Below are 14241 nucleotides of genomic sequence, written 5' to 3' on the forward strand. Positions count from 1 at the left end.
TCCAGTGATGATGACTTACAATCCCCGGATCCCTGTCGAAAATGTGGGAGGACGGTAACAACAGCGAATCACCCGCCGTCTGTCGGCTTCTGAACGCGGTCGGTGAACCAGCTGCCAGCCATTATCACCCTGCGTCACGGTGGCTGGCGTATGGCAGGATCCACATAACAGCGGCTTGGTATGCTGATATGAGAGCGCATCAACAGCCACCCATTCGCCATCAGCAGTAATCACATATTCTGTTGGTCTGAACCGTATCGCCATGGTCAGTATCCTCCCAGGTCTGCTGGTGGGCACTGTGCCGGATCTTCAATTGGATGGATGTCACCCTGCCCGACCGTGTCTTCGATGCTGTAGATACCGGTGTTACAGACCGCGCAATGCTTCTCGCCCTCGTAATGACATCCGCACCAGACACAGTACCAGGACTCCGTCGCCATGCGGATATCCTGTCCATGAACGGAGTACAACATCACTCTGAAGCGTTCACCCGGCAATCCGTCACGGTGCTGACGATACTGGCAGTATGCCAGAGCAGATGCATCTGCTGACGTCTGGTCATGCTCAAACCAGGGAGGGGTATCATCGTCTCCCGGGTGCAGCACCAGACGACATCCGCAGGACGTACAGCGCCAGCCATCAGCAGATTCGCTAATGGCGTCCCGGGAGCGGCTCATCGCCCCCTTGCTGTTGAGAGCGAGGTGGCACGACATCATAAGCATAAGACCTCCCCGGCCCTGCGGTATTCATATAACGGGCAGTGATGCACACCAGGCCCTATCACCGGCATTGCATTCGGTACGTAACGTCGTAGCTGGAGTATTAACAGAACTTCATCAATGTCTGGTTGGATGTACGGACAGCCTTGCCTGCCTACAGTGAGTGCAGCATCGGTATGCGTAAACCACGGGCGCTCAGCGTCAGTGTGCAGCACCAGGTCACTCCCACAGTGATGGCAGGTGTATCGTTCGCCGGGAGAGCGCAGTGCGGTTCTGGCACCGGTCAGGCGACCAGCACTGTTACAGGCCAGGAAACATTTTGCGTACATAGTAATAGTCCTTACCGCCATATGACACGCAGGCACAGGCCGTCCCGGTATGGGCAGCATCATGCGTGGTTACTGGCGGGGTATAGATTTACGTGTATGAGTGAGTAATGCTGAGGGGGATGATTCAACCAGCTGTGGCAGCTATCACATTGGCCGTGCCGTAGCAGTGCGGGCACATACGCTCACCACAGTACTGGCGATGACACTGCAGACAAATCCAGCGTACCGGAGCCTGCCATGTCTTACGGTTATGTTTCTTCTTCATGCGTGCTCAGCCCCGTGATTCAGCGATACGCAGCTGTAACCAGGCTTCCACTTCGCTCTGCAACCATCTGGAGCTACGCCCCAGTTTGATAGGCTTAGGGAATACCCCATCCTGAATAAGCTTGTAGAACCATTTATCCGTTAAGCCGGTTAACCGGGTAATAAACTTCATGTCGACAAACTGGTCATTCAGGACAGGGATATCGGTATTCATCATCTTGTTCTCCGTAAAGTGAATGGAGAAGGAATTACGAGTGAGATGTGATTCCTTCAGATGATGAGTGCGGGGTATAAATTTTGATATTCACGATATCCCCCGGTTTAAATGGTGTCTGATATTATTACCAACCAGTGATTTCAGATTCTGACTTTCGCCTTGGCCTTCCTCTCCTGCTTCGTTCAGGAATATCACTGAACTGATAAATTAATCTGTCCTCTTTCTGGTCCACTTTGCTCAGATAGCTGAGGATATAGGTCATCCCATTGCGACCTTTATCGTCATCATGACAGATAACCCTCTCCCCACGAACCCGATAATGCTCCTGAGGTTTACACCATTGTGCATGCCCTTCACCATTAGTTATGTCCCCCCATAAGCATTCAACTGCCTGCCAGGTATTCCAGACTTTACGGTGCCGTTGTCCATCGAGATAAAAGGTGGCGTGGATATGTATCCCGTGTTTCTCTGAGCGTTCCATTACCCATGCAAATCCAATGATATCAGTATGGATATTCAGTTGTTCAGTCAGGAGTGTCATCTGCCAGGCCATGTCCTTTTCGTCTTGTAGACTGAATGCTTCACTGTATTGCAGATACCCAAGGTCAATACGTAGCATTAAGATCTTGGCGTAATTATCAAAGAGTGTATCAAGGTGAGTGAATAGTCTGTTCTTCAGATGATTGTAGTGGATGTAACGGTTATTTTGCTTCATGGGTAGAATATCTCGTGTGTGTGAGTCATGAGATACGTATGGGATGTTATTTTTGATTGGCTGTAACTTAGGGGGATAAGTGTGGGATTGATATGGCGTTACAGGTGACCAATGAGTGAGGTGATGTGAATGGGTTTCATGGATTTAAAAACTGTTTCCATATAAAATAACAATAATTACCTAAATTAATTATTAGGTACCACTTTACAGTCATCAACAGCACCCTCTATCCTGATATTCCAATCTGTCACTTTTATCCAGTGGTTCGCTTACCATAGCATCTGAAGCACTGCTTGCCACTTTTCAAATTCAGAAACGATTTCAATCGATATCTTTTTCGGATATGTCTCGATACAACCAGGGAGCAGTGAGGCATCCAGATAATAGCATTCATATGTATTTTTTGAATCGGTATCTCACATAGTCTGCCCTTATCTCCTGTTATCCATTACGGTACCCCAAAGATCTCCGGATATGGCCCTTTCCTGCGCTGTGGATGCTGTGCAGTCGGGGAGACATCATGACCAGGAATGGCTTCTGATAAGCCATGATTGTTCTTATCTGTTTTATGAGATAAAACAACGGATTCAAAATGAATATTAGCGATAATTATATACACTACCAATAATTCACATCATTGTTACTAACCCATTGTTTTTAGTGACTTGTTAACCAAAAACGCATACTCTTAATTATTTGATTTTTACACTTAATAAATACTATTAAAGCTTCATTTATAGCCATATAATTAATAGGGTGATAAAATAACTAAAAACCACCTCTGTAAGGAAGTTTCATGCGAAAGGATGGAATGAATGATTTTTACGAAGTGAATTTCCTCAGGCTTCGTGAGAAAGACAACACATATCCGGCACCTGAAATCAAATATAATAAACTTGCTGGCATCTACAGCTTTATCAGCTTTGATGATGTAAAAATTGAAAAGGGGAAGGAGCTTAGCGATGATGAACTGAATGACACTGACAGTGAAGTTCAAATACAGGGGCACGCCACAAACAGACTGCGTGAAATACTGGCATCAGAAATAGAAAACATACCACTCTCAGAACGCAATACTAATCCTAATATACCTGATGACATAATACACCTGCGCCATCCGGCCCGGCCTGTGCAGAGAAATTTTCTCAAGGCGTCACTTATTCATAAAGAGACCGTTTACAATAAACTGCTGCAAAAATATGCAAAAATAAAAAAGAAAGCAAATCATCAGAAATTAACACTATTTGGTATCAGCCTTCGTCTGGGGAAAAAGACTGAGGGTAAAGCCAGGCATATCGTCGATGATCTACGTATCATGAATCGCGCACTGAATTTCATGATCAGTAAAATCAGATACCGTGCCATGTATAAACGAATAGCAGGTTATCAGCGCATAGCGATAATTGATGAATCTTTCTTACCCTGCGCACATGTGCTTTTTTACATTCGGGATGGTGTTATTAATGAGAGTTTCATACAGGAACTTATTCTTACATGGTGTTCATTTATCCCGGCAGAGCATAACTGCTACGCAGGCATTTACAGTTTCGATTTTAATTTCACCATGGGATTACAGAAACACCTGATCGAGAATAAAACCAATACATACCGGGCTAAAGATACTGAAGGACATTCGTCTGATAAGCAGGTTCATATCTTTATTAATGATATTCTGGTTCCGTTTCCTGATGCATCCGTCCACGGGTATGACTTCAGACAAACGTTCAGCCTTCCCGACCAATTAATACGGAAAATGGCACGTGATGACAGCGAGAACAAATCATCTCAGGCGTCAAATTCAGGAAAGAACAGCTATCTTAAAGGATACGAAAAAATAAAAAACACCCCAGCAGAACATAAAGATTTCCTACTGAGGATTGCAAAGAAAACAAATAAAATCCCTTTAATTCGTACCGTGGACTAACCTCCTTGATACAGCAAGGAGAGATGCTTCCTCTCCTTTTTAAATATTTTTCAGATATATATTACATCATTGAATAACAGACTATTTGCTCATCAGGCTATCCTCCGGGATGGCCTGTTTTATTTCTGAGGAATATTCAATGAAACAACCATCAGGATATCAGATTATCCGCCGCCATTTACGCCGCTATCCCCGTACATTACGCCACACGCTGATTAAGGAGCTCAGCCAGCTTATTACTTACGAACCAGTCATCGGTATTATGGGAAAAACAGGTGCAGGTAAATCGTCGCTCTGCAATGCCCTGTTCCGCAGTGAAGTCTGCGCAGTGAATGCTGTGGAAGCCTGTACCCGTAAACCACAGCGTGTACGCCTGCGATTCGGCCAACATTATCTGACGCTGGTGGACCTGCCCGGTGTGGGCGAGAGCCAGAGTCGGGATAAAGAATATCGTGAGCTCTATCGGGAGCAGCTCCCGAAGCTGGATATGGTGCTGTGGGTACTAAAGGCGGACGACCGGGCATTCTCCGTGGAAGAGACGTTTTATCAGTTCATTCAGGCCCGGTGCGGTAACACCATGCCGCCGGTACTCTGGGTGCTCAATCAGGTGGATAAAGTCGAGCCATCCGAGCAGTGGAACCGACACACTGCGATGCCATCACCCGGCCAGCTTGAACACATTAAACGTAAACAGCAGGCCGTCGCCAGTCAGTTGGGTATACAGAAAGATGCTGTCATTCCTGTTTCAGTGAAGGGGCGTTATCACCTGGCCCACATCGTGGAGCGGATGATAAATCGCCTCCCAAAGCAGGCACGCAGCCCGCTGCTGCCCCACCTGCATCAGTCCTATCACTCAACCCCCATACAGGATACCGCCCGCAGCAGCTTTGGCGACGCCGTTGTTGATACCCTTGACCACGTCATTGACAGCGTACCACTGCCACTGCTTGTCCGGCAGGCCTTGCAGGCTGTGACACACACCGTTGCCCATGTGGCCCGCAGCGTCTGGTCCTTCTTTTTCGATTAGTTTTGCACGTCCAACGATAAAGAGTTTTGCTTGTTCATGATCGATTTTGTCGATCGTTCCGATCGGTTTTATTCATTATCCCTTCATCTATCATGGTTATAAACTTGAGCTGAAATGCTGCTATCTGATTGAAATAAAACAGATATGGAGACGCACGTTAAAACATTGTAAGGAGATGACATGCCACTGGTTTTGTTATGGATTTTTCTGGCCGTTGTGCTGGGGTTTCTGGCCAAAGGTGCCGGAAGGTCATTCTGGGGATGGTTTATTCTCGCAATGATAATTGACCCGATTCTTGCCGGGTTGCTCTTCTTTCTCATTGTCAGAGACTGAGGTTCCCGATGGCATTCCCGCACCGACTGGCACGGAAAATCTTCCGCTGCTTAATCATCAACGTTCTGCTCACGATATTCATCGTGTTCGCCATGATTTTCCTCGTCGATACCTTTGCCCCATAGGGAAATAAACATGAAGAAACTGACCCTGCCTGCACTGGCTCTTCTGGCTCTCTCATCCGCACCGGCTATAGCCGACGGAGGCTGGGGATATGCCAGTGGGGAGTATTACTACACGATTAACCGAAACAGCACGTTTTCCATGGATGACACACCCGGATATGAATATATCCAGGTTCAGACCAATGAGAGAAACAAGAAGGCCTGCCAGACGCCGGAGGCTGACAGCGTCACACTGACGCTGAATGAACACCCGGTTCAGGGTGAGCGCCATATATGGCAGAAAAAAGGCGAATGCCAGATATCCCTGATTATTCGGGGTAAAGCCACTCAGCAATGGCTGGTGAATTATCTGCGCGAATATGGTCATGTCGTCACGCTCACTGATATTACCGGAGAATTTAAAATCAGCGGACGTGGCTTTAAAGATTTCTGGGACGCCAATCAGTGAGGTAAATAATGAAAAGTTTAATGAATGTGGTGTTGAGTGCCGCGATATTGCCCCTGGCAGTCCCTGCGGTTGCCGCCACCATCACAACCCAGGTCAGTATCCCTGACAGCACCTATACGCTGGCCAGTACCGTCAACGGTGATGGTCTGTGGTGCAATGGCTGCGGCGGAAAACAGGGCTGGGTCCATATCGACAGCGATGAAATGATGACGCTGGGCGCAGGAACGTCTGTCACAGCCTCCGGAGGCAAATTCGCTATTCTGCATACCGATATGGGCATGTCCTGCCCGGCGGGCAATATCGCTGTCCTGAACCTTGAAACCGGAAAATACGTCGGCCCCGAAATTGATGAATGTAATGACGAAAAAGTTGATTACAAAATCAGTAACGGTAAATGGTGGGTGAAAGTCCGCAACCACATGTACTCCGGAAAATAACCTGTCGCCATCTGACTGAATACCGTCTCTTTTACTTCCGCTTCTGAAACTTCCACCTTTAAGGATAAACCATGCCTGTCATTACCGACCTCAGCGCCCGACTGAACACAAAAACGCTGAATTTTGTCTTACTCTCTTTCGTTACCTTCGGTATCTATCCACTGATGTGGCTCTACCGAAAACAAGGCATCATCATCGACACCACGAAGGTTTCGTTTTCCTCTGACCTTTATGTTCTGTGGATAGCCATCTGCTACGGTATTTCGCGCCAGCTCAGTGTGATGGGCACCACCGACCCGGAACTCTATGGTTATGACCCGACCATGGATGCCATTGCCATGCTCGGCGGCGTGTTGTCCATTGCCAGTGGTGTGATGTATATCATCTGGGCCTTTAAAGCCCGCACAGCGCTGCAGAGCTACGTGCTGAACACCTTTAAGTTCGAACTGAAGATGAATGTGTTCTACGTCATTATCTTCAATGTCTTTTATATCACTTACTGCATCAACACGATGCCGGAGGCTTTTGCTAAACACAAAATTATCCAGGGTGGCTTAACTACAGCCCCTGCTGAAGCCACTTTACCGACGGGAAATAGCCAGGCCGACACGGACCCGAAATAACCGCGCGGTAACGTTCGCTGTCATTACAGAATCCCGCCATTCCCTGATACACCCCCTCTGAAGCCCTGCTCGTATGAGCAGGGCTTTTTCGTTTATGTCATCCATAAAGGTAACCCCATGAAATTAGCCAGCCGTTTTGGTCGTGTGAACCTGATCCGTCGCGACTGTCCCTTAACACACGAAGAACTGATGTTGCACACCCCGAGCGTGTTTGGTGAAAACAAGCATGCCTCCCGCAGCGAGCGGTATGCCTATATCCCCACCATCACCCTGCTGGAGAGCCTCCAGCGCGAAGGTTTTCAGCCGTTCTTTGCCTGTCAGACCCGAGTGCGCGATGCGTCCCGCCGGGAGCACACGAAGCATATGCTGCGCCTGCGCCGTGCCGGGCAAATCACCGGTCAGCAAGTCCCGGAAATTATTCTGCTCAACTCACATGACGGCTCCAGCAGTTATCAGATGCTGCCGGGGCTGTTCCGTAGCGTCTGCTGTAACGGCCTGGTCTGCGGGACGTCCTTTGGTGAAGTACGCGTACCGCATAAAGGCGATGTGGTGGAAAAAGTCATCGAGGGTGCTTATGAGGTACTCGGCGTATTTGACCGGGTGGAGGAGAAGCGAGATGCCATGCAGTCTCTGTTGCTGCCCCCTCCGGCGCAGCAGGCGCTGGCGAAAGCGGCCCTGACGTACCGTTTTGGAGAAGAGCATCAACCGGTCACAGAGACACAGATTCTGGCACCACGCCGCTGGCAGGATGAGCAGAATGACCTGTGGACGGTCTTCAATCGTCTGCAGGAAAACCTGCAGAAAGGCGGGTTATCCGGTCGTTCAGCACAGGGCAAACGCAGCCGGACGCGGGCAGTGAACGGTATCGACGGTGACATAAAGCTCAACCGCGCGCTGTGGGTGATGGCTGAAGAGCTGCAGCAGGCACTGAGCTGATGCCCGTTCTTCCTGAAAATACCCACAAGGCCGGCGTTTATCCGGCTTCCCTGAGCGATACCGCTTTCTGCCGTTCCATCTCCGATGATGACCTCTGTGCCTGGTGCGCATACCTCTGTTACCGGCCTGGCGAACTCAGCTTGTGCAGACTGGCAGATGCCGGTGGCGTATGGCCCTGTCTGAGCGATATCGATGGCTATGCACAATCCTGCCCCCGGTTATGTCTGCTGTTAATGCCAGACTGACGCGCTGCGGTTTCTTTCCGCACATATGCGCATATCTGCTCTTCTCCCCCTGATTTTCATTATTGCTCGCGCCACCGCCCTTCTCTGAACGGCGTACTCATACTCTTACACAAGGAACACCCATGAACATGAATCATTCGTCCGTGACAGCGGACACAGAACAGGTCCCGACCATCACCGCCACGCTGCTGCCTGATGCACAGCGGCTTCATTTCTGGCCGCAACATTTTGGCGGCATTCCACAGTGGATACTGCTGGAGCCCCGCATCTTCGCGTGGATGGACCGGCTTTGTGAGGATTACCACGGCGGCATCTGGAATTTTTACACACTCAGCAACGGCGGCGTGTTTATGGCACCGGAGCCGGATGGAGACACTGGTGATAAATGGACACTGTTCAATGCCATGAATGGCAACAGTGCTGAAATGAGCGCTGAGGCGGCGGGTATCGCGGCCTGTCTGCTGGAGTATAGCCATCATGCCTGCCGTACGGAATGCGACGCCATGACAGAGCACTATTACCGTCTGCGGGACTACGCACTGAACCATCCCGAATGCGACACCATTATGCACATCATCGACTGAGGTCAAAATTATGGAACAACAACTTCCGCTGTTTGCCCGTGAACTGGCCCCCACAGAACAGCAGACGGTCAGGACGGCACTGACCCTGCTGGAGCAACAGTTACGTGAACCCGGGGCGTCATTTACCTCCAGCCATGCCCTTCGCGACTGGCTGCGCCTGCAGCTTGCCACACAGGAGCGCGAAGAGTTTGCTGCGCTCTTCCTCGATAACCAGCACCGGTTGATTGCGCATGAAACGCTGTTCACCGGCACCATCAATCATACACAGGTTCATCCCCGGGAAATTGTAAAAGCCGCCCTGCAGCATAATGCCGCTGCGGTGGTGGTGGTGCATAACCATCCCTCAGGGTATGCAGAGCCCAGTCAGGACGACCGGAATATTACCGGGCGCATCAGTGAAGCCCTGGCGCTGGTTGATATCCGCCTGCTGGACCACATGGTCATCGGCGGGATGGAGATTGTGTCCTTTGCCGAACGCGGCTGGCTGTAGGGGGAAATAAATGAAGATTATCAGCAAGCGTCAGGCCATGGCGATATACCGGCAGCATCCGCAGTCCCGCTTGTTTCGCTTCTGTACCGGCAAATATAAGTGGAGTGGCAGTATATGCCATTACGCCGGTCGCGAGGTACAGGACATCGGTGGTGTGTTGGCCGTCTTCGCTGAACGCCGCCAGGACCGTAACGGCCCGTATGTCGTATTGCGCAGCGTCACACTGAATTAACACACGTTTAAGGAAGGCTAAAATTGTCGAATAAAATACCGGCAGAAAACCACGATATCACTGAACCCTGGTGGGGACTTAAACGCAGTATCACTCCCTGTTTTGGCGCTCGCCTGGTGCAGGAGGACAACCGGCTGCACTATCTCGCTGACCGCGCCAGTATCACCGGACAGTTCAGCGACGCGGATTTACGCCTTCTCGACCAGGCATTCCCGGTACTGCTCAAACAACTGGAACTCATGCTGGTTTCCGGTGAGCTCAGTCCCCGCCATCAGCACTGTGTCACGTTATACGCAACAGGGCTGACCTGCGAGGCCGACAGCCTCGGCTCGCATGGATACGTGTACGTAGCGATTTACCCGACACCATCTGAAGCAACCGCGTAAACCTTCGCACTATTTTCCCTCGTTTTAACCCGTCAACGAAGAGATCCCACTATGCAAACCCAACCACTATCCTCCACGCAGGAGGATTCGCCACGTCCGACGCCCGTTGAAATCTGGCAGCAACTTCTTGTATATCTGCTGGAACAGCATTATGGCCTTTCACTTAACGACACACCGTTTGGCAACGATGGTGTCATTCCGGAACATATTGACGCAGGCATTTCACTGTGCGACGCGGTGAATTTCATCGTCGAAAAATACGATCTTGTCCGTATCGATCGTCGCAGTTTCAGTGCAGAAACACAGTCCCCACTCATCAGCAGTATTGATATCCTCCGCGCCCGTAAGGACTGTGGACTGATGACGCGTAACGGCTACAGAATGGTAACCGATATCACCACCGGCAAATACAGCGGAGCGACTCAATGAAGCTGTCTCTGACCGTGGAGGCTGATGCCGTCAATATACTGGCCCTCAACATGGGCCGGATCGCTGTTGATATCGACGGTATTGAACTGGCCAACCTGATCGATGTGGTCTGCGATAACGGTTATTCACTTCGCATTGCTGACGCCCCCGGGAAGTTGGTTGTTGAAGATCCTCTGCCACGTGTCGCCCGTCTGAACTGGATCCAGTGTAGCACCGCCCGTATTACCTGTGAGGATAACGCTATCCTTGACCAGGTAACACTTCAACGTCATGACGGCGGCAACTACGACTGGATACTGTATACCGGCTACGGATTTATTCTCAGGCTGAATGCCCGTTTACATCGCGTACTGGAACTAAAGCGACTGGGGTTATCAAAAGCCTGTCGTCGTCTGGTTGTTACGCTTATGCATCGTTATTCCCCCGACATAATCCATTTTGATGCTGCAGGGTAAATGCTGCCCGGATTAGAAATCTTCGACTGGTAACCCACGTATCCTCCTCTGATACGGTTTTCCCGTGCAAGCCTTAACCTCCGAAGAAACCCTGCAAATTCTGTTCGGCTGGCTGCGCGACAATATTTGCAGGGGCACGGAAATAATCTCCAACAACGTCGAAGACAATACCCCACGATAACACTGTTATCCGGTTTAAAGGACAACTGCTCCACTTAAAAACAGCCTAAAGCAATAAGGGGTTGTCATTTTGCTATCATAGAAAACACAGGTCAAAACGTAGCACTGGGTTCCCCCTCTCCCCACAAACAAATCCATTTGGGGGTGCTTATGGGGGTTACTCATTTGCCAAACATAAAATATCATCATTTAATCAATTAATTAACTATCGAATACGACTCCTGTGATCTTCCGCCAAAATGCTCCCTTTTTGCCCTGACTTATCAACCTCGTCTCTTTTCCCCACACCACCATTACTCATAGTGACGCGAAAATTATTCGAACTATCACCGCGCTAAAATTAAGTCAAAAAAAAGCCCTCCCGGAAGGGAAGGCCATTTTATTACGTCGGGCAGTACGCCCTCCGTTAACCCACGCGGATTAGTACAGCATTTTCGCGCAGTCTAACCAGTCACCTTTGAACGGACGCTTCATATTTTCGATAGCGTCGATAATGTCATGGTGAACCAGTTTCTCGTTCTGAATACCGACGCAGCGGCCACCGAAGCCCTGCTGCAGCAGTTCAATGGCGTACGCGCCCATACGGGAAGCCAGAATACGGTCGTAAGGCACCGGGGAGCCGCCGCGCTGGATATGGCCCAGAACGGTTGCACGGGTTTCACGGCCGGTTTCTTTCTCAATGAAATGCGCCAGTTCGTCGATATCGCACATGTGTTCAGTGATGGCGACGATTGCGTGTTTTTTACCTTTCGCGATGCCGGCTTTAATTTCATTCACCAGATCGTCACGGTTGAATTCAACTTCCGGCAGAACCACGAATTCACAACCACCGGCAATCGCTGCCGCCAGGGTCAGGTCACCGCAGTAACGGCCCATGACTTCCACTACGGAGATACGCTGGTGAGAAGAAGAGGTGTCACGCAGACGGTCAATCGCTTCAACCACGGTGCTCAGTGCGGTGAAGAAACCGATGGTGTAGTCAGTGCCTTTGATATCGTTGTCGATGGTGCCCGGCAGGCCGATGCACGGGAAGCCCATTTCGGTCAGACGCATGGCGCCCATGTAGGAGCCGTCACCGCCGATAACGACCAGCGCGTCCAGACCGCGTTTTTTCATGTTTTCGATAGCCACAGCGCGGATATTCTCATCACGGAATTCCGGGAAACGCGCTGAACCGAGGAAGGTACCGCCACGGTTGATCATATCGGAGACGCTGTAACGGTCGAGCTGAACCATACGGTCTTCGTACAGACCAAGATAACCGTCATAGATACCAAAGACTTCCAGACCTTCCGTTAACGCAGCGCGCACAACACCACGAATGGCAGCGTTCATACCCGGCGCATCACCGCCGCTTGTCAACACACCGATTTTCTTAATCATGACTACCTCTGAACTTAGGAATGCTAATAATTAATTCTTCTGCCCGAAGCGCTCCCTGTAGGGAGAGAACGACCTTATTACAGATAGTATATCAAGTGCTTCGTGCTGAATTGATTCAGGTCAGGCCGAATGGCGGTTATTTGAACAAAAAATGCCGATCGACCCCACACTTTTACAACGACTTACGAAAGTTCAAACGCTCCTGCCACCATCCGGGACAACTGAGCACGGATCCTGGTGAATAATCACATCGGATCCGGGGAAGCGACGCAAAATAGCCTGCTCCACCTGTTCGGCAATCACATGTGCCTGAACTAAGGGTAGGTTATCTTCCATTTCCAGATGGATCTGAATAAAGCGGGTCGGCCCTGACTGCCGCGTTCTGAGATCGTGTGCACCGCTTACCCCAGGCCAGGCGGTCACGATGTCGATAATTTCCTGACGTTCTCCGTCGGGTAATGCACGATCCAACAAAGACTGAACCGCCTCATAACCCATACGTAATGCGCTATATAAAATATAGATGCCAATTCCTAAAGCAAACAGCGCATCTGCGCGATGCCAGCCGTACCAGGAGAGCCCCAGAGCGACCAAAATTGCACCGTTCATCATAACATCAGACTGATAATGAAGCATATCCGCCCTTACCGCCTGACTTTGCGTTCTTCGCACCACCCAGCGCTGGAAAGAAACCAGCACTAATGTACTCACCAACGCAACGATCGTCACAATGATGCCAATACCCGGTTTATTCATCACCTGCGGCTGAGCCAGATGCTGGATGCCGGTTAAGAAAAGAAACAGCGCCGAACCAGAAATAAACATGCTCTGCGCCAGCGCCGCCAGCGATTCTGCTTTGCCGTGACCGAAGGTGTGCTCGTCATCTGCGGGTTGCAGCGAATAACGCACCACCCACAGGTTAGTCAACGATGCCGCAATATCCACCAGGGAATCCACCAACGCCGCCAGAATACTGACGGAACCGGTGTACCACCACGCAAAAATTTTGATCAAAAGTAACACCGAGGCCATCACCGTCGCGGCAAGCGCTGCGCGGCTGATGAGCTGGCCATATGATTGATTCATAAACGCTCCTGCCATTCATTCTGCGGCTAGTATAGCGGAGGCGGTGGCAAAATTTGGGCAAAAAAAACCCCCACATCATGTGGGGGAAGACAGGGATGGTGTCTATGGCAAGGAAAAACAGGGTTTGTTACTGGTTGCTACGGGTACTACTAAATAACATTGTCGTTGGGTTTTTCTGCATCCCGGCAACCTCACGCAACTGGTCCATACGTTGCTGGTGTTTCTCATTTAAAGCCGCTTGCTGCTCTGGCGTTAGCAGGCGATACATCTGGTTGCGCACTTTCGCCATTTCTACCTGGCGGGCAACCTGCTCCTGCGCCATTTTTTCTGCCTGAGCGCGTACAGCGGCTTCATCAAATTTTTCTGCTGTGATGAGACGATGCATCGTCTCTACTTCGCTAACATTAACGGGCGGCTGGTCATGCCGGGCACGTTGCATCAGATCTCGCATCTGCTGACGTTGATGTTCGGTTAAACTTATGCCGTCAAACATATGACCCTGACTGCTACGCTGCGTGCTACCCTCAGCGGGGTGCCAGTTAACGCTGGTGACGACTTCAGCTGCCTGGCTATAAGCACTTAGCGCCAGTGTTGAGGCCATGACGGCAGCGATAACATTGCGCATCACTTGCTCCCAAAAACTTTTGTGTCGCGATTCAACGAGAGACAGTTTA

At 50.2% G+C, this 14241-nt stretch carries 22 protein-coding genes; 14 read left to right on the top strand and 8 right to left on the bottom strand.

All coding sequences use genetic code 11. From position 1 onward, the window contains the following. Window positions 1–266 precede the first annotated feature (266 nt). The 5 genes from AC1MKH_RS24195 to AC1MKH_RS24215 all read right to left on the bottom strand — a co-directional run bounded on the left by AC1MKH_RS24195 (window position 267) and on the right by AC1MKH_RS24215 (window position 2244). Window positions 267–722, bottom strand: coding sequence for a zinc-ribbon domain-containing protein (locus AC1MKH_RS24195; RefSeq protein ID WP_253897194.1), 456 nt, complete (start codon window positions 720–722; stop codon window positions 267–269). Continuing rightward, complete coding sequence (locus AC1MKH_RS24200) at window positions 713–1048, bottom strand: DUF7828 domain-containing protein (RefSeq protein WP_253897193.1); 336 nt, start codon at window positions 1046–1048, stop codon at window positions 713–715. The genes AC1MKH_RS24195 and AC1MKH_RS24200 overlap by 10 nt, the downstream gene beginning before the upstream one ends. 124 nt (window positions 1049–1172) lie before the next feature. Further along, window positions 1173–1313, bottom strand: a complete 141-nt coding sequence (locus AC1MKH_RS24205) for a hypothetical protein (RefSeq protein ID WP_253897192.1) — start codon at window positions 1311–1313, stop codon at window positions 1173–1175. 6 nt (window positions 1314–1319) lie between these two features. Further along, window positions 1320–1526 (bottom strand): helix-turn-helix transcriptional regulator, encoded by a 207-nt coding sequence (locus tag AC1MKH_RS24210; RefSeq protein ID WP_253897313.1) that lies wholly within the window; start codon window positions 1524–1526, stop codon window positions 1320–1322. A gap of 127 nt (window positions 1527–1653) precedes the next feature. Then, on the bottom strand, window positions 1654–2244 hold the full coding sequence (locus AC1MKH_RS24215) for a YagK/YfjJ domain-containing protein (protein WP_253897191.1): 591 nt from the start codon (window positions 2242–2244) through the stop codon (window positions 1654–1656). 796 nt (window positions 2245–3040) lie between these two features. On the opposite strand from AC1MKH_RS24215, the gene AC1MKH_RS24220 reads away from it, so the two are divergent. The 14 genes from AC1MKH_RS24220 (at window position 3041) to AC1MKH_RS24285 (ending at window position 10918) form a co-directional block, all read left to right on the top strand. Then, the gene (locus tag AC1MKH_RS24220) at window positions 3041–4168 is read left to right on the top strand and encodes a hypothetical protein (protein WP_253897190.1); all 1128 of its coding nucleotides are present in this window, start codon (window positions 3041–3043) and stop codon (window positions 4166–4168) included. Window positions 4169–4307: 139 nt separating this feature from the next. After that, window positions 4308–5195 (top strand): GTPase family protein, encoded by an 888-nt coding sequence (locus AC1MKH_RS24225; RefSeq protein WP_253897189.1) that lies wholly within the window; start codon window positions 4308–4310, stop codon window positions 5193–5195. A 180-nt stretch (window positions 5196–5375) separates the two neighbouring features. Beyond that, window positions 5376–5528: a hypothetical protein gene (locus tag AC1MKH_RS24230; protein WP_167809833.1), complete on the top strand. Its 153-nt coding sequence runs from the start codon at window positions 5376–5378 to the stop codon at window positions 5526–5528. 135 nt (window positions 5529–5663) lie between these two features. After that, a complete protein-coding gene (locus tag AC1MKH_RS24235; RefSeq protein ID WP_276219173.1) occupies window positions 5664–6101 on the top strand; it encodes a hypothetical protein in 438 nt (145 codons plus the stop codon). An 8-nt stretch (window positions 6102–6109) separates the two neighbouring features. Further along, window positions 6110–6538 (top strand): hypothetical protein, encoded by a 429-nt coding sequence (locus tag AC1MKH_RS24240; RefSeq protein ID WP_253897187.1) that lies wholly within the window; start codon window positions 6110–6112, stop codon window positions 6536–6538. 71 nt (window positions 6539–6609) lie between these two features. Then, entirely contained in the window at window positions 6610–7161 is a 552-nt protein-coding gene (locus tag AC1MKH_RS24245; RefSeq protein WP_253897186.1) for a DUF4234 domain-containing protein, read from the top strand. A gap of 117 nt (window positions 7162–7278) precedes the next feature. Further along, complete coding sequence (locus tag AC1MKH_RS24250; RefSeq protein WP_253897185.1) at window positions 7279–8097, top strand: DUF932 domain-containing protein; 819 nt, start codon at window positions 7279–7281, stop codon at window positions 8095–8097. Then, window positions 8097–8342 (top strand): hypothetical protein, encoded by a 246-nt coding sequence (locus tag AC1MKH_RS24255; protein ID WP_253897184.1) that lies wholly within the window; start codon window positions 8097–8099, stop codon window positions 8340–8342. Before AC1MKH_RS24250 ends, AC1MKH_RS24255 begins: the two co-directional genes overlap by 1 nt. Window positions 8343–8464: 122 nt before the next feature. Then, window positions 8465–8926 carry an antirestriction protein gene (locus AC1MKH_RS24260; RefSeq protein WP_253897183.1) on the top strand — a complete coding sequence of 154 codons (462 nt, stop codon included), beginning with the start codon at window positions 8465–8467 and terminating at the stop codon, window positions 8924–8926. A 10-nt stretch (window positions 8927–8936) separates the two neighbouring features. Beyond that, window positions 8937–9416 (top strand): RadC family protein, encoded by a 480-nt coding sequence (radC, locus tag AC1MKH_RS24265; RefSeq protein ID WP_253897182.1) that lies wholly within the window; start codon window positions 8937–8939, stop codon window positions 9414–9416. Between the two features lie 10 nt (window positions 9417–9426). Continuing rightward, the gene (locus tag AC1MKH_RS24270) at window positions 9427–9648 is read left to right on the top strand and encodes a DUF987 domain-containing protein (protein WP_253897181.1); all 222 of its coding nucleotides are present in this window, start codon (window positions 9427–9429) and stop codon (window positions 9646–9648) included. Between the two features lie 23 nt (window positions 9649–9671). After that, window positions 9672–10034, top strand: a complete 363-nt coding sequence (locus AC1MKH_RS24275; protein ID WP_276219177.1) for a type IV toxin-antitoxin system YeeU family antitoxin — start codon at window positions 9672–9674, stop codon at window positions 10032–10034. A 51-nt stretch (window positions 10035–10085) separates the two neighbouring features. Continuing rightward, window positions 10086–10463, top strand: a complete 378-nt coding sequence (locus AC1MKH_RS24280; RefSeq protein ID WP_253897180.1) for a TA system toxin CbtA family protein — start codon at window positions 10086–10088, stop codon at window positions 10461–10463. Next, a complete protein-coding gene (locus AC1MKH_RS24285) occupies window positions 10460–10918 on the top strand; it encodes a DUF5983 family protein (protein WP_327621811.1) in 459 nt (152 codons plus the stop codon). The genes AC1MKH_RS24280 and AC1MKH_RS24285 overlap by 4 nt, the downstream gene beginning before the upstream one ends. Before the next feature lie 600 nt (window positions 10919–11518). On the opposite strand, the gene pfkA is transcribed toward AC1MKH_RS24285, so the two are convergent. From pfkA to cpxP, 3 genes are all read right to left on the bottom strand, one after another. Then, complete coding sequence (pfkA, locus tag AC1MKH_RS24290; protein ID WP_231825884.1) at window positions 11519–12481, bottom strand: 6-phosphofructokinase; 963 nt, start codon at window positions 12479–12481, stop codon at window positions 11519–11521. Window positions 12482–12673: 192 nt separating this feature from the next. After that, on the bottom strand, window positions 12674–13567 hold the full coding sequence (gene fieF, locus AC1MKH_RS24295) for a CDF family cation-efflux transporter FieF (RefSeq protein ID WP_189624120.1): 894 nt from the start codon (window positions 13565–13567) through the stop codon (window positions 12674–12676). Between the two features lie 127 nt (window positions 13568–13694). Then, complete coding sequence (gene cpxP / locus AC1MKH_RS24300) at window positions 13695–14192, bottom strand: cell-envelope stress modulator CpxP (RefSeq protein WP_231825883.1); 498 nt, start codon at window positions 14190–14192, stop codon at window positions 13695–13697. Between the last annotated feature and the right edge of the window lie 49 nt (window positions 14193–14241).

It is taken from the genome of Pseudocitrobacter sp. CD920760 (genome assembly GCF_057782505.1).

Bases quoted from the DNA above. Each gene is read 5' to 3' on its own strand.
- AC1MKH_RS24195 (WP_253897194.1), bottom strand. From the start codon at position 722: ATGCTTATGATGTCGTGCCACCTCGCTCTCAACAGCAAGGGGGCGATG.
- AC1MKH_RS24200 (WP_253897193.1), bottom strand. From the start codon at position 1,048: ATGTACGCAAAATGTTTCCTGGCCTGTAACAGTGCTGGTCGCCTGACC.
- AC1MKH_RS24205 (WP_253897192.1), bottom strand. From the start codon at position 1,313: ATGAAGAAGAAACATAACCGTAAGACATGGCAGGCTCCGGTACGCTGG.
- AC1MKH_RS24210 (WP_253897313.1), bottom strand. From the start codon at position 1,526: ATGAATACCGATATCCCTGTCCTGAATGACCAGTTTGTCGACATGAAG.
- AC1MKH_RS24215 (WP_253897191.1), bottom strand. From the start codon at position 2,244: ATGAAGCAAAATAACCGTTACATCCACTACAATCATCTGAAGAACAGA.
- AC1MKH_RS24220 (WP_253897190.1), top strand. From the start codon at position 3,041: ATGCGAAAGGATGGAATGAATGATTTTTACGAAGTGAATTTCCTCAGG.
- AC1MKH_RS24225 (WP_253897189.1), top strand. From the start codon at position 4,308: ATGAAACAACCATCAGGATATCAGATTATCCGCCGCCATTTACGCCGC.
- AC1MKH_RS24230 (WP_167809833.1), top strand. From the start codon at position 5,376: ATGCCACTGGTTTTGTTATGGATTTTTCTGGCCGTTGTGCTGGGGTTT.
- AC1MKH_RS24235 (WP_276219173.1), top strand. From the start codon at position 5,664: ATGAAGAAACTGACCCTGCCTGCACTGGCTCTTCTGGCTCTCTCATCC.
- AC1MKH_RS24240 (WP_253897187.1), top strand. From the start codon at position 6,110: ATGAAAAGTTTAATGAATGTGGTGTTGAGTGCCGCGATATTGCCCCTG.
- AC1MKH_RS24245 (WP_253897186.1), top strand. From the start codon at position 6,610: ATGCCTGTCATTACCGACCTCAGCGCCCGACTGAACACAAAAACGCTG.
- AC1MKH_RS24250 (WP_253897185.1), top strand. From the start codon at position 7,279: ATGAAATTAGCCAGCCGTTTTGGTCGTGTGAACCTGATCCGTCGCGAC.
- AC1MKH_RS24255 (WP_253897184.1), top strand. From the start codon at position 8,097: ATGCCCGTTCTTCCTGAAAATACCCACAAGGCCGGCGTTTATCCGGCT.
- AC1MKH_RS24260 (WP_253897183.1), top strand. From the start codon at position 8,465: ATGAACATGAATCATTCGTCCGTGACAGCGGACACAGAACAGGTCCCG.
- radC (WP_253897182.1), top strand. From the start codon at position 8,937: ATGGAACAACAACTTCCGCTGTTTGCCCGTGAACTGGCCCCCACAGAA.
- AC1MKH_RS24270 (WP_253897181.1), top strand. From the start codon at position 9,427: ATGAAGATTATCAGCAAGCGTCAGGCCATGGCGATATACCGGCAGCAT.
- AC1MKH_RS24280 (WP_253897180.1), top strand. From the start codon at position 10,086: ATGCAAACCCAACCACTATCCTCCACGCAGGAGGATTCGCCACGTCCG.
- AC1MKH_RS24285 (WP_327621811.1), top strand. From the start codon at position 10,460: ATGAAGCTGTCTCTGACCGTGGAGGCTGATGCCGTCAATATACTGGCC.
- pfkA (WP_231825884.1), bottom strand. From the start codon at position 12,481: ATGATTAAGAAAATCGGTGTGTTGACAAGCGGCGGTGATGCGCCGGGT.
- fieF (WP_189624120.1), bottom strand. From the start codon at position 13,567: ATGAATCAATCATATGGCCAGCTCATCAGCCGCGCAGCGCTTGCCGCG.
- cpxP (WP_231825883.1), bottom strand. From the start codon at position 14,192: ATGCGCAATGTTATCGCTGCCGTCATGGCCTCAACACTGGCGCTAAGT.